Below are 13373 nucleotides of genomic sequence, written 5' to 3'. Positions count from 1 at the left end.
AGCGGCGCTGCATCTCAGCGGCCCGACGCGGTCGACGGCGAACGGAAGCGAAAGGAGGAGGAGAAAAGGCCGCGAGGCCCCTTCTTACGCCTTCTGGTGCTTGACCGCGTAGTCGATCGCCAACTGGACGGTGGTGATCTTCTCGGCTTCCTCGTCCGGGATCTCGATGCCGAACTCGTCTTCGAGGGCCATCACCAGTTCCACGGTGTCCAGAGAATCGGCGCCCAGATCGGCCACGAAGGCCTTTTCGTTGGTCACATCGGCTTCGGGCACGCCGAGTTGCTCGGCGATGATTTTCTTGACACGTGCTTCGATATCGCTCATGACTCCTCCAGGAGGGGTGGTTTGCTAGAACAACCCGGGATTCTAAGGCCTTAGAGTGGCGCCCCTAGTCGGACCTCCCGAGGCGCGCCATCCGCAGGGGAGTCGACGCGCGCTCGCACTCTATCAGCCCCACACCGGCCGGGTGAATCCGGTGGGTGGTCCGCCCGAGGGCGGGGTCCACCTCAATTCATGTACATGCCGCCGTTGACGTGCAGCTCGACGCCGGTGACGTAGCTCGCTTCCGGCGAGGCCAGGAAAGCCACCGCATGCGCGATCTCCGCCGGATCGCCGAGGCGGCCCGCCGGGATCTGCGCCAGCAGCGCCGCCTTCTGGGCCTCCGGCAGCCCGTCGGTCATGTCGGTGGCGATGAAGCCGGGCGCCACGCAGTTGACGGTGACCGAGCGGCTGCCCAACTCACGGGCCAGCGCGCGCGTCATGCCCGCGACACCGGCCTTGGCGGCGGCGTAGTTGGCCTGGCCGGCATTGCCGGACGCGCCCACCACCGAAGTGATGTTGATGATGCGGCCGTAACGCTGCTTCATCATCGGACGCATCACCGCGCGGCTGGCGCGGAAGACGGCTTTCAGGTTGGTGTCCAGCACGGCGTCCCAGTCCTCGTCCTTCATGCGCATCGAGAGCATGTCCTTCGTGATGCCGGCGTTGTTCACCAGCACCTGGATGCCGCCGTCCTGCTTGAGGATGGCATCGACCAGCGCCTCGACGGCCGCGCCGTCGTTGACGTTCAGCATCGCGCCGCGACCGCCGTGCGGCTGCAGCGCCTCGGTGATGGCCTGGGCGCCGGACTCGCTGGTCGCGGTGCCGATCACGGTGAAACCCTTCTGGGCCAGCGTCAGCGCGATCGCGCGGCCGATGCCGCGGCTGGCGCCGGTCACCAGCGCCACTTGCTTGTTGTCACTCATGGGGATTCCTTGGCTCGGGGTTCTTGGGTGCCGACGATCAGGCCTGCAGCAGCGCGCGGGCCTCGGCCAGCGAGGCGGGGTCGAGCACCGTCGTGCTGACGAGCTCGCCGTCGATGCGCTTGGCCATGCCCGCCAGGACCTTGCCCGGGCCGCATTCGATGATCGTCGTCAGTCCGCGGGCCTTCAACGCCTGCACCACCTCGACCCAGCGCACCGGACCGAAGGCCTGGCGGTACAGCGCGTCGCGCAGCGCCTGCGCGTCGTCGGTCACGGCGACATCGATGTTGTTGATCACCGGGAATTTCGCCGGCTGGAACTGCACTGCGGCGAGCTTCTCGCGCAGGCGATCGGCAGCGGGCTTCATCAGGCTGGAATGGAACGGCGCCGACACCGGCAGCGGCAGCGCGCGCTTGGCGCCGGCGGCCTTCAGCGCCTCGTTGGCCTTTTCGACACCCGCCTTGCTGCCGGCAATCACCGTCTGCTTCGAATCGTTGAAGTTGACCGCCTCGACAACCTCGCCGGAGTCGGCGGCCACCTGGGCGCAGACCTCGCGGACCACGGCCGCGTCCAGACCCAGGATGGCCGACATCGCGCCGGTGCCGACCGGCACCGCTTCCTGCATCGCCTGGGCGCGGAAGCGCACCAGCGGCAGCGCGTCGGCCAGGCTCAGCGCGCCCGCGGCGACCAGCGCGGTGTACTCGCCCAGCGAGTGGCCGGCGGCGGCGGCGGGCACCAGGCCGGTTTCCGCGATCCAGGCGCGGTAGCAGGCGATCCCCGCGGTCAGCATGACCGGCTGCGTGTTGGTCGTCAGGTCCAGTTGTTCCTTGGGACCGTTCTTGATCAGCGCGCCGATGTCCTCGCCCAGCGCATCGGCGGCTTCGGCCAGCGTGCGGACGACCTCGGGATGATCGCCCCAGGCTTCCAGCATGCCGACCGACTGCGAGCCCTGCCCGGGGAAGACGAATGCGAAGTTCTTGCTCATGGCTGTCTATATAAAGAGAAAGGGTGACGCGCGGGTGTCATCCATCGCCGCCGACCTGCGTCCGACAGCGCATGCCCCCCCGGCGCCGACCGCCGGATCAGAAGTCCAGCAGCACCGCGCCCCAGGTGAAACCACCGCCGACGCCTTCCAGCATCACCGTGTCGCCGGCCTTGATCTTGCCGCCGCGCACCGCGGCATCCAGCGCCAGCGGGATCGACGCGGCCGACGTGTTGCCGTGTTCGTCGACGGTGACGATCAGCTTGTCCAGCGGCATCTTCAGCTTCTTGGCCGTGCCCTGCATGATGCGGATGTTGGCTTGGTGCGGGATCAGCCAGTCGATGTCGGACTCGCTGCGACCGGCCTTCTCGAGCACCGAGCGCGCGACTTTCTCCAGCACGCCCACGGCCAGCTTGAACACGGCCTGGCCGTCCATCTTCAGCAGCGGGTGACCGAGCACCTCGCCGCCGGACACGGTGCCCGGCGTGCAGAGGATGTCGACATGGCGGCCATCGGCGTGCAGTTCGCTCGCCAGGATGCCGGGGGTCTCGCTCGCGCCGAGCACCACCGCGCCGGCGCCGTCACCGAACAGCACGCAGGTGGTGCGATCCTTGAAGTCGAGGATGCGGGAGAACACTTCCGAGCCGACCACCAGCGCCTTGGTCGCGGCGCCGCTCTTGATCATCGCGTCGGCGACGGTCAGCGCGTAGACGAAACCGGAGCACACGGCCTGCACGTCGAACGCGGCGCAACCGTGGATGCCGAGCTTGCGCTGCAGCAGGCAGGCGGTCGAGGGGAAGATCATGTCCGGCGTGGACGTGGCGACGATGATCAGGTCGATCTCGTCCGGGCGGACGCCGGCGGCCTCGAGCGCGGCGAGCGACGCGGGCAACGCCATGTCGCTGGCAGTGACGTCCGGAGCGGCGAAGTGACGGGCGTGAATGCCAGTCCTCTCGACGATCCAATCATGCGAGGTCTCGATGCCGTCGCGCGCCAGGCGTTCAGCGAGGTCCGAGTTGGTGACGCGATTGGCGGGAAGGTGACTGCCCGTGCCGAGGATGCGGGCGTAGCGAGGGAAAGCAGTGGTCATGCAGCGTGGACAGCGGTGGCCGTCTTGTCTCCAGCATCGCCGCCCTCCTCATTGGCAGACGCCGGAAGCGCCTGCAGCGTCGCGACGATGCGGTCGTGGACCCGGTCTAGGAGCCGGTTGCGGGCCGCATCATACCCCCGGTTCAAGGCCTGCTCGAAAGCGAAGGCGTCCGCCGAGCCATGGCTCTTGAACACCAGTCCGCGCAGGCCCAGCAGCGCCGCGCCGTTGAAGCGGCGATGGTCGACGCGGTTCTTGAAACGCTGCAGCACGGGCATCGCCAACACCGCCACGACCTTGGTCCACCAGGTCCGGGTGAACTCGGTCCGGATGAAGCTGGAGATCATGCTCGCCAGCCCTTCCGCCGTCTTCAGCGCGACATTGCCGACAAATCCATCGCAAACGACGATATCGGTCGTGCCCTTGAAGATGTCGTTGCCCTCCACGTTGCCATGGAAGTTGAGCTGATCGTGCGCCGCGGCCGCGCGCAGCAGTTCGCCGGCGCGCTTGATGGTGTCGTTGCCCTTGATCATTTCCTCGCCGATGTTCAGCAGGCCGACCGACGGGTTGTCCTTGCCGTCCACGGCCGAGACCAGCGCGCTGCCCATCACCGCGAACTGCAGCAGGTGCTCCGGTCCGCAGTCGACGTTGGCGCCCAGATCCAGCACCGTCGTGAAGCCGCCGGTCTGGTTGGGCATGACGGTGGCGATGGCGGGGCGGTCGATGCCTTCCAGCGTCTTCAACAGGTACTTGGCGACGGCCATCAGCGCGCCCGTGTTGCCGGCGGAGACACACGCCTGCGCCAAAGCGGGCGACCCATCCTTGCCGGCCTTCAATTGCGACAGGGCCACCCGCATCGACGAGTCCTTCTTGCGGCGCAGCGCGACTTCGATGGGATCGTCCATGCTGACGACCTCGCTGGCCGGGACGATGCGGACGCGGGGCCAGCGGGCAGCCTCGGCGAGCGCCTCGGGCTGGCCGACAAGCACCAGCTCCGCTTCGGGATGCGCGGCCAGGAAGGCCTTGCAGGCCGGAAGGGTCACGGACGGACCGTGGTCGCCACCCATGCAGTCCACCGCCAAACGGAGGGGCTCGGCGGATGGCGAAGAGCTGGAGGCGGGCATAGCGGACATCAAGAACTGAGGAGAAGCGCCGATCGACAGGCGACTGTAGCGGCAGTGCGGGAAGCGTGCGCGACAGCCGGGCTCTGCGACAAGCCGCTCACGTTACGCGAGGCCCGGGGGCCGGACAAGCGTGACCACCCGATGGCCCGGATGAGCCGCGGTGGCCGCCTGAACGCACGAAAGCCCGGCAACGCTGCGCGCTGACGGGCTTTGCTGATTCGACGGGGACCAGGCCATGACACCCGTGGGCATCATGAGCGCCGGCTTGATCGGATCGATCAGGCGGCGTCGGCCTTGGTCTTCAGCACCTTGCGGCCGCGATAGAAGCCGTTGGGGCTGATGTGGTGACGCATATGCACTTCACCGGTGGTCGGCTCGATCGCGGTACCCGGGGTGACCAGGGCATTGTGCGAGCGGTGCATGCCACGCTTGGAAGGCGACTTCTTGTTTTGCTGAACGGCCATGTTGATTCTCCTAAAGGCTTCGGCTGGCTTCGGTGGTTTCGAGGCTTGCTCGGGCTCTCGAGAGAACTCGAGCTTTTGCCGCGGCTCCACTGAAGGATGCTCCGCTACCGACGCCTCGGCCCCGGCACGGCGTTCTGATGAACGCAGACAACGTGAACCGGGAAAGCCCGAGACTATAGCACAGCCCCCTCAAGCTTTGCCAGCCGAACCCTTCTTCAACGCCGCGAGCGCGGCGAACGGGTTGGGACGCTCCTCTTCCAGCGCCGCTTCTTCCTCTTCGACATTGGCATGCGGCAGCGGCTCCGGGCACGCCTCGTGGCGCGGCACGACCGGCAGCTCCAGCAGCAACTCGTCCTCGACCAGCTCGCGCAGGTTCACGTGGCGAGCCAGCGCGAGCACATCGTCGTCGCTGTCCATGTCCAGCTCCGCCGCCTTGTCCTCGTCCCGGACGAAGCGGAACCAGCGCGAGACCGCCAGATCCTCGCGCACCGGCTTCAGGCATCGCTGGCAGGTCAGCGCGACCTGCGCGGCGGCGGTCAGCTCCAGCCAGATCTGCGCGTCGCCGCCGCGCGGGGTGCGGAGCTCGCCGCGGGCGGACCAGGTCACGGGCGGCCATTGAGCGGGGTCGGACTCGGGCGCGGCCGATTCGGCCAGCCGGGGGAGGCTCGGGACAGGCCACTCGCCTGCCAGCGAGGCGCCGGCGCGGGCGAAGGCCTCCATCTCGAGCTTCAGGGGATCGAACGAACGCGGTTTCATGGGGCGCAAGTGTACGAGGCCGATCGGCCGACGCCCGCCAAAGGCCTGGCGGCGACACCATTCCGGCAGGTGGCCGCGATGGGAGAATCCGCCCCCATGACCGCCCTTCCCCGCCCGCTGATCCTGGGCTCCACCTCCCGCTACCGGCGCGAACTGCTGGAACGGCTGCGCCTGCCGTTCGAGACCGCCGCCCCCGATGTCGATGAAACCCCGCGCCCCGGCGAAACGCCAGAGACCCTCGCCAGCCGACTGGCCCTGGCCAAGGCCCGCGCGGTCGCGGCGCGTTTTCCCCGCGCACTGGTGATCGGCTCCGACCAGGTCGCCGACCTCGACGGCCAGCCGTTGGGCAAGCCCGGCACGCATGACCGCGCCGTCGAGCAGTTGCGCGCGATGCGTGGCCGCACGGTCGTGTTCCACACGGCGCTGGCCGTCGTCTGCGCCGAAACCGGCTTCGAGGCCGAGGACCTCGCGCCGGTGCGCGTGCGTTTCCGCGACCTCGACGATGCCGACATCGAGCGCTACCTCCGCGCCGAGCAGCCCTACGACTGCGCCGGCAGCGCCAAGGCCGAGGGCCTGGGCATCGCGCTGCTGGACGCGATCGAGTCCGACGACCCGACCGCGCTGATCGGCCTGCCGCTGATCCGCACCGTCGCGCTGCTGCGCCGCGGCGGGGTCGACGTCCTGAATCGCCTGCCTGGAATCGCCCGATGAGCCGCGGCCGCCTCTACCTCGTTCCCAACACGTTGGATTTCGGCATGGACGGCCAGGAAGTCGACCTGCGTGAGATCCTGCCGGACGCCGTCATCGCCCGCGCGGCCTCGATCACCCATTGGGCCGCCGAGAACGCCAAGACGACGCGCGCCTTCCTGAAGCGCGCCGGCGCGATCCACCCGCTGGCCAAGGCGCTGCAGGAACAGGACATCCAGGAACTGCCGCGCCCACCCAAGGGCCGGGCGCCCGCCGCGAATGCCGCGGCCACCGCCGCCACCGAGGCACAAGCCTGGGCGAAGCTGCTGCAGCCGGCGCTCGACGGCCACGACATCGGGCTGATCTCCGAGGCCGGCATGCCGGCGGTCGCCGATCCCGGCGCGCAGCTGGTGGCGGCGGCCCATGCGGCAGGCATCGAGGTCGTGCCGCTGGTCGGACCGAGCTCGCTGCTGATGGCGGTCGCCGCCAGCGGCCTCAATGGCCAGAGCTTCGCCTTCGTCGGCTACCTGCCGGTCGACGCGGGCGCGCGCCAGACCCGGCTGAAGGACCTGGAAGCCTGGTCCGCTCGCGAGCAGCAGACGCAACTGATGATCGAGACGCCCTATCGCAACGGCGCGCTGCTGCAGGCGCTGCTGACGCAGTTGAAGCCGACCACGCTGCTGTCGGTCAGTTGCGGCCTGAGCCTGGCCGACGCGTGGACGCATTCGGCGACCGTCGCGCAATGGCGCAAGGCGCCCAAGGCCTTGCCGGACAAAATTCCGGCAGTGTTCGCCCTGCTCGGCTCGCGCTGACCGCCAGACGCAACCAAGGCCGGACACCTCGCGGTGGTCCGGCCTTGTTTGTTCTGGCTCGATGTGGTGCCCGCCGCGCGCGGCAGAGGGCGCCTCCCGGCATCAGGTCTCGCTGTCCGCCGTCACCGGCGGCCGCTTGGCGCCGAACAGCGCCGCGACCTTCTTCTTCGGCTTGATGTTGCTGGTCATGCCACGCGCCGTGTTGGCGGCACCGGCCGTCTTGTCCCAGGACGGCACCTCGGCGCCGTCCGACGCCTCATAGGGCTTGTCGAACAGCGGGTCATAGGCCTGGCGCTGCGGCGCACGCACGGGCGGCTGCGCGCCGTAACCCTCGTCGCGGCGGTCTTCGCGCTCACGGCGGAAGTCGCGGCGCTCACCGCGTCCTTCGCTGTCACCGGCGCCGGCGCGCTCAGGGCGCGGGCCTCGGTCGCTCCGCTCACCGCGGTCGCCACCATCGAAACGGCGACGCGCATCTTCCAGCTCGATCGGCTCCAGATCCAGCTTGCGCTTGATGAGCTTTTCGATCTCGCCGACCAGTCGCGCGTCGGCCTTCGTCACCAGCGTGAACGCCAGGCCCGAGGCGCCGGCGCGGCCGGTGCGGCCGATGCGGTGCACGTAGTCTTCCGCGTTGAACGGCACGTCGAAGTTGAACACCGCCGGCAGGTCCGCGATGTCCAGGCCACGGGCGGCGACGTCGGTAGCCACCAGCAAGTCGACCTCGCCGCGCTTGAAGGCCTCGAGCGACTTCAGCCGCTCGTCCTGCGACTTGTCACCGTGCAGCGCGGCGGTCTTCAGGCCGTCGCGCTCGAAAGTGCGCGCCAGACGCGCGGCGCCGAGCTTCGAGTTCACGAACACGATCGCCTGCTTGATCTCGCGCTGGCGCAGCAACTGCTTGACTGCGGCGCGCTTGTCGTCGTCGTCGACGCTGAAGAAGCGCTGCTCGACGGTCGACGCGGTCGCGTTCGGGCGGGCGACCTCGACCAGCTCGGGCTCCTGCAGGTAGCTCTGCGCGAGCCGCTTGATTTCGGGCGAGAACGTCGCCGAGAACAGCAGCGTCTGCCGTGCCTTGGGCAGGTAGCTGAGGATGCGCTGCAAGTCGGGCAGGAAGCCGATGTCCAGCATCCGGTCGGCCTCGTCGAGCACGACGTACTCGACATGATTCAGCACCGCGTTCTTCGCCTCGATGTGGTCGAGCAGACGACCCGGGGTGGCGATCAGCACCTCGACGCCCGCCTTGAGCTGCAGCGTCTGGGGCTTCATGTCGATACCGCCGAACACGCAGGCCACCCGCAGCTGGGTGTGCTTGGCGTAGGCCTTGACGTTGTTGGCGACCTGGTCGGCCAGCTCGCGGGTCGGAGCCAGCACCAGCGCGCGCACCGGGTGGCGGGCGGGCGACATGGAGGCGTTCTCGTGCTTGAGCATGCGCTGCAGCAGCGGAATCGAGAACGCGGCGGTCTTGCCGGTGCCGGTCTGGGCGGCGCCCATCACGTCGCGGCCAGCGAGGACGATCGGGATCGCCTTGGCCTGGATGGGCGTCATCGTCGCGTAGCCCTGGTCGTCGACGGCGCGCAGCAGCTTGGGGTCAAGCGGCAGCGTGTCGAAACGAGGGCTTGGCGTCGGAGTGGTATCGGTCATGGGCGCGGATTATCCTCCAACGCCCGGAAATGCCTCGGGAAACCACCGAGACCGCGACGGATCGCGTCGAGATCCACCGAAATGCATGGCGTCGGAAGCCAACGAACAGGGCCGCTGGAGAGCGGCCTCGCGGGCGGGATCACTGGGTCGTGCGATCGGGCAACTTGCGTTGGTCACCGCGAAAGACCAGCCACTTGGGCGTCCGGAAACGGACGATGCGCCAGTACAACGCCACGTAGGCGATGCCGAACAACACCATGCAAGCCGCGATCATCGGCGTCGAGTCCCAGAACAGCAGCGCCGGCGCGAGCGACGAGATGCACAGCGTCCAGAGGTAAGGCGCGGTCATCGAGTTGCGGCGCGTCATCATCCGCGCGTCGCGGGCGCCCAGCGCCCAGCGCATCAGGCGGCGATAGATCAGCGAATGCAGGTGGATGCCGTCCGGATCGCCGGGGGACGTGTTGCGCAGGAAGCGACGGCGGTAGATGGAGAACAGCGTCTCGAACACCGGATAGATGCACACCATCAGCGCGAACAGCGGAGAGACCTGCGGATGGCGATGGATCAGCAGGATGGCGACCTCGGCCAGGTAGAAGCCCATGAAGTACGCGCCGCCGTCACCCAGGAAGATCAGGCCGGCGGGGTAGTTCCAGACGAAGAAGCCCAGGATCGCGCCCACGCCCGCGAGCGCCCAGAGCGCGAGCTCGGTGTCGCCGACCTGGTAGGAGACATAGGCCAGGGTCAGCAGCATCAAGCTGACGCACATCGAGGACAGGCCATTGAAGCCGTCGATGATGTTGACCGAGTTGGCCACCCCCGCCACGACGAAGATCGTGATCACCGCGGCGCCGGCCACCGTGCCGACGATGAAATCCAGCCCCGGGATGTCGGTGCGCGTGATCATCGCGCCGAGCAGCCAGCAGGCCATCCCGGCCGAGATCGCGGTCGCGAGCAGGCGCTTGCCGGGCGAGACCTTCTTGGTGAAGTCTTCGATCAGGCCGGCGGCGAAAGCCGGCAGGCCGCAAACCAGGAGCAGCGCGCCGGTCTTGGCCTGCGGATGCCCGAGGAAGTAAGCCAGCGCCACCATGCCGACGAGGCCGGCAAAGATGCCGACACCGCCAATGCGTGGCACGGGCCGCGCATGGAACTTCTGCGGCCCGGACAAGTCATGGTCCGCGGACAGATGACCATGGACCGTCGACGAGTGCACCACGTAAAGGGTGATCACCGCTGCCAGTGCGAACGGGATTAACAAATACAACATAAGGGCGGCAGTGTAACGAGGCGACTCCCGAAGACGGCGGCTTTGGCACAACACCGCTGCACATAGAATGCGGCGCTTGCTGCTCGGACGGGTCTCCGTCGCGAGCCGCGCGTCCAGCCCTAGACGAGATCACGCATGGAACTTCGCGCCCAACGCGCCCTTTCGCCGGCCGCTTCGACAAAGTCTCAAGAACCGCATCGCTTCGCGCGACATGCGCTGACGCTGCTGGCCGCGTGCTTGATGGCCTCGCCGGCATTCGCGCAGTCGACGACGGGGAATCAGACCTCCGCCGAAAACAACGACGTCTCTGGACCGGTTCGTCTGCAAAGCCGAAGCGCGCAGGAAGCACCCAACGCGGCGCAAGCGTCCCAGGCCGAGCAACGTGCAAAAGCTGCCAAGTACGTGCCTGGCGAATTCGAGATCTACGTCAACAAGCTGCTGGGTCTCGACCTCACCGATCCGGTGACGCTGGAATCGCTGAAGCGCGCGGAATCGGCCCGAGACGAGATCGGCACGGTGACGCAAGTCGGCGCGGTCGGCAAGACCGCCTCGGTCTCCGCGGACAACATCGTGCGTCGGCTGGGCGCGGACCTGATGCTGGACGATCGCCAGGCGCGCGGCGCCGAGGCCGACGGCCCCCGCCTCGCTCCGGCGGATTACCTCATCGGTGTCGGTGACGAGATTCAGGTCACCGCCTGGGGTTCCGTCGATGCCGACCTGCGCCTGACCGTCGACCGCAGCGGCCGTGTGACGATCCCGCGCGTCGGCCCGGTGCTGGTGGCGGGCGTGCGCTACGGTGATCTGAACGATGTCGTGCGCAATCGCATCGGCCAGGTCTTCAAGAACTTCCAGGTCAGCACCTCGCTGGGCAAGCTGCGCACGATCCGCATCTACGTGACAGGCTTCACCGCGAAGCCGGGCGCGTACACGGTCAGCAGCCTGGCGACGATCGTGAACGGCCTGATCCGCGCCGGCGGCCCGTCGGCCGCTGGCAGCTTCCGCCAGATCGAGCTGCGCCGCAACGGCCGTGTCGTGGCCACGTTCGACGCGTATGACCTGCTGCTCAAGGGCGACAAGTCGAGCGACCGCGCGCTGCAGGCCGAGGACGTGATCCACGTCGGCCCCATCGGCCCGCAGGTGGCGATGCTCGGCAGCGTGAACAAGCAGTCGATCGTCGAGCTCAAGCCCGGCGAGACCGTGGACGACGTGCTGGCGATGGCGGGCGGCTTCAGCGCCGTGGCGGATCGCTCGCGGATGTCGATCGAGCGCCTCAGCGATCGGAACGATCGTCGCGTGGTCGAACTGCAACTCCCCGCACAGATCAAGACGATCGCCAGCAATGGTGACGTCGTGCGCGTGTTCAGCAGCGTCAATGCGGCGCTGCCGCAGCACAAGCAGTACAAGCGGGTGCTGGTGGAGGGCGAAGTCGCGCGCCCCGGCGAGTACGTGATGCCGCCGACGAGCACCCTGGCGGACGCGATCCAGGCCGCGGGCGGCCTGACGCCGCAGGCATTCGTCTTCGGCACGGATTTCTCGCGCGAGAGCGTGAGACTGGCGCAGCAGGAGAACTACGACCGGGCGCTGCGTGATCTGGAAACGGAGTTCACGAAGAACAGCGCGACCGCGCGTGCAGCGACAGCGGACGAAGCGGCGGCGCTGGCGCAGCGAGCCTCGGGCACCGAGCGCCTGGTGCAGCGGCTGCGCGCGGTACGCCCGACGGGTCGCGTCGTGCTGCAGTTGGAGTCGGATGCGAAGCAGCTGCCGAGCCTGACCGTCGAGGACCGCGATCATCTGATGATTCCGGCGCGTCCGACGACGGTCGGCGTGTTCGGCAGCGTGTTCAACGCGGGCAGCTTCCTGTTGAAGGATGGCAGCTCGGTGGATGACATCGTCAAGCTCGCTGGCGGCCCGACCCGCGGTGCGGATGCGGCGAGCGTCTTCGTGATTCGGGCGAACGGCACGGTGATCAGCGCGCGGCAGTCCAGCAGCGGGTGGCTGGGTTGGGGATCCAACATGGCGGGCCTGCAGGCGCTGCCGGGCGACACGGTCTTCGTGCCGGAAGAGATGAACAAGACGACGTTCATTCAAGAGGCGAAGGACTGGACGCAGATCCTGTACCAGTTCGGTCTGGGCGCGGCGGCGTTGAAGACGATCAAGAACTGACGCCCGGAGAGCCCATCTTGAACAGTCCCATGACGATGCACAACAACGATCAGGTGCACGAGCTACTGTCGCTGCTCGGCCGGTCCTGGCGCACGCTCGCCTCGGCCACCGTGCTGACGGGCGCCCTCGCACTTGGCGTCACCTACCTGATTCAGCCCACGTTCACCGCGAAGGCCAGCTTCCTGCCGCCGCAGCAACAGCAGAGCAGCTCGGCCGCCGCCCTCGCCTCGCTAGGCGCGCTGGCGTCACTGGCGGGCAGTGGCGCCGTCAAGAGCCCCACCGACCAGTTCATCTCGCTCATGCAGAGCGTCACGGTGAGCGACCGCATCATCGACCAGTTCCACCTCATGGACGTCTATGAGGCCAAGCTGCGCTCCGTGGCGCGCCAGCGGCTGGACGACAACGTCCGGATGCAACCCGGAAAAAAGGACGGGCTCATCTACATCGAGGTCGACGACCACGATCCGAAACGTGCCGCCGACATGGCCAACCGCTACATCAACGAACTGCAGCGCATGACCAGCGGTCTGGCGCTGTCCGAAGCTGCCCAGCGTCGGGTGTTCTTTGAAACCCAGCTCAAGCAGACGCGGGACCGGCTCACGCTGGCCCAGCAAGCCCTCCAGGTCAGCGGGTTCAGCGCTGGCGACCTGAAGTCCGAGCCGCGGGCTGCCGCCGAGTCTTATGCCCGGCTCAAGGCCGAGCAAACGGCGGCCGAAGTCCGCCTGCGGACCCTGCAGTCGACGCTGTCTGACAACTCCTCGGAGGTGCAGCGGGCACGCGCCACCCTGGCCGCGCTCGAAGTCCAGATCGGCAAGGCGGAGGCCGCCGGAGCCGCCGGCGCGCGCCAGCAGGACGGCTACGTCTCCAGGTACCGCGACTACAAGTACGAGGAAGCGCTCTTCGACATCTTCGCGCGCCAGTTCGAGTTGGCGAAAAGCGATGAAAGCCGTGAGGGCAGCCTGATCCAGATCATCGATCCCGCGCTCGTCCCCGACCATAAATCCAAGCCGCGCCGCGCCATGACGGCCCTCGGCGGCGCCTTTGCGGGGCTCTTCGCGGCCATGCTCTACGTCGTCGTGGCCTCGCGTCGCAAGCCTGCGCGCGCCGCCGCCTGAGCGCCCCGTCCTGCCAGGACGTTTCCCAACCCTTCACCTGCTT

13 protein-coding genes are annotated in these 13373 nt (G+C 68.0%); 4 read left to right on the top strand and 9 right to left on the bottom strand.

Annotated elements, in window-relative coordinates:
• Positions 1-84: 84 nt before the first annotated feature.
• From acpP to CDN99_RS18120, 7 genes are all read right to left on the bottom strand, one after another.
• Positions 85-324, bottom strand: coding sequence for an acyl carrier protein (gene acpP, locus CDN99_RS18150; RefSeq protein ID WP_058936430.1), 240 nt, complete (start codon positions 322-324; stop codon positions 85-87).
• Positions 325-506: 182 nt separating this feature from the next.
• Positions 507-1244, bottom strand: coding sequence for a 3-oxoacyl-ACP reductase FabG (gene fabG, locus CDN99_RS18145; RefSeq protein ID WP_088386302.1), 738 nt, complete (start codon positions 1242-1244; stop codon positions 507-509).
• Positions 1245-1281: 37 nt separating this feature from the next.
• On the bottom strand, positions 1282-2226 hold the full coding sequence (fabD, locus tag CDN99_RS18140) for an ACP S-malonyltransferase (protein WP_088386301.1): 945 nt from the start codon (positions 2224-2226) through the stop codon (positions 1282-1284).
• 97 nt (positions 2227-2323) lie between these two features.
• Positions 2324-3313 (bottom strand): beta-ketoacyl-ACP synthase III, encoded by a 990-nt coding sequence (locus CDN99_RS18135; protein WP_088386300.1) that lies wholly within the window; start codon positions 3311-3313, stop codon positions 2324-2326.
• Positions 3310-4434 (bottom strand): phosphate acyltransferase PlsX, encoded by a 1125-nt coding sequence (gene plsX, locus CDN99_RS18130; protein WP_088386299.1) that lies wholly within the window; start codon positions 4432-4434, stop codon positions 3310-3312. The genes CDN99_RS18135 and plsX overlap by 4 nt, the downstream gene beginning before the upstream one ends.
• 278 nt (positions 4435-4712) lie before the next feature.
• Positions 4713-4898 (bottom strand): 50S ribosomal protein L32, encoded by a 186-nt coding sequence (gene rpmF, locus CDN99_RS18125; protein WP_088386298.1) that lies wholly within the window; start codon positions 4896-4898, stop codon positions 4713-4715.
• A 189-nt stretch (positions 4899-5087) separates the two neighbouring features.
• On the bottom strand, positions 5088-5654 hold the full coding sequence (locus tag CDN99_RS18120; protein WP_088386297.1) for a YceD family protein: 567 nt from the start codon (positions 5652-5654) through the stop codon (positions 5088-5090).
• A gap of 96 nt (positions 5655-5750) precedes the next feature.
• On the opposite strand from CDN99_RS18120, the gene CDN99_RS18115 reads away from it, so the two are divergent.
• On the top strand, positions 5751-6365 hold the full coding sequence (locus tag CDN99_RS18115) for a Maf family nucleotide pyrophosphatase (RefSeq protein ID WP_375134453.1): 615 nt from the start codon (positions 5751-5753) through the stop codon (positions 6363-6365).
• The gene (locus CDN99_RS18110; RefSeq protein WP_088386296.1) at positions 6362-7153 is read left to right on the top strand and encodes an SAM-dependent methyltransferase; all 792 of its coding nucleotides are present in this window, start codon (positions 6362-6364) and stop codon (positions 7151-7153) included. The genes CDN99_RS18115 and CDN99_RS18110 overlap by 4 nt, the downstream gene beginning before the upstream one ends.
• 102 nt (positions 7154-7255) lie before the next feature.
• Here the strand turns inward: CDN99_RS18110 and CDN99_RS18105 are convergent, their stop codons facing one another.
• Positions 7256-8788, bottom strand: coding sequence for a DEAD/DEAH box helicase (locus CDN99_RS18105; RefSeq protein WP_088386295.1), 1533 nt, complete (start codon positions 8786-8788; stop codon positions 7256-7258).
• 139 nt (positions 8789-8927) lie between these two features.
• Positions 8928-10052 carry an MraY family glycosyltransferase gene (locus CDN99_RS18100; protein WP_088386294.1) on the bottom strand — a complete coding sequence of 375 codons (1125 nt, stop codon included), beginning with the start codon at positions 10050-10052 and terminating at the stop codon, positions 8928-8930.
• A 135-nt stretch (positions 10053-10187) separates the two neighbouring features.
• Between CDN99_RS18100 and CDN99_RS18095 the strand changes: the two genes are divergently transcribed.
• Together CDN99_RS18095 and CDN99_RS18090 are read left to right on the top strand one after the other, a co-directional pair.
• A complete protein-coding gene (locus CDN99_RS18095) occupies positions 10188-12215 on the top strand; it encodes an SLBB domain-containing protein (protein ID WP_238139585.1) in 2028 nt (675 codons plus the stop codon).
• A gap of 17 nt (positions 12216-12232) precedes the next feature.
• Positions 12233-13330, top strand: coding sequence for a Wzz/FepE/Etk N-terminal domain-containing protein (locus tag CDN99_RS18090; RefSeq protein ID WP_238139584.1), 1098 nt, complete (start codon positions 12233-12235; stop codon positions 13328-13330).
• The last annotated feature ends 43 nt before the right edge of the window (positions 13331-13373 follow it).

Source organism: Roseateles aquatilis (genome assembly GCF_002205645.1).
GTDB lineage: Bacteria > Pseudomonadota > Gammaproteobacteria > Burkholderiales > Burkholderiaceae_C > Roseateles > Roseateles aquatilis.
This window is presented reverse-complemented; position numbering and strand designations above follow the sequence as displayed.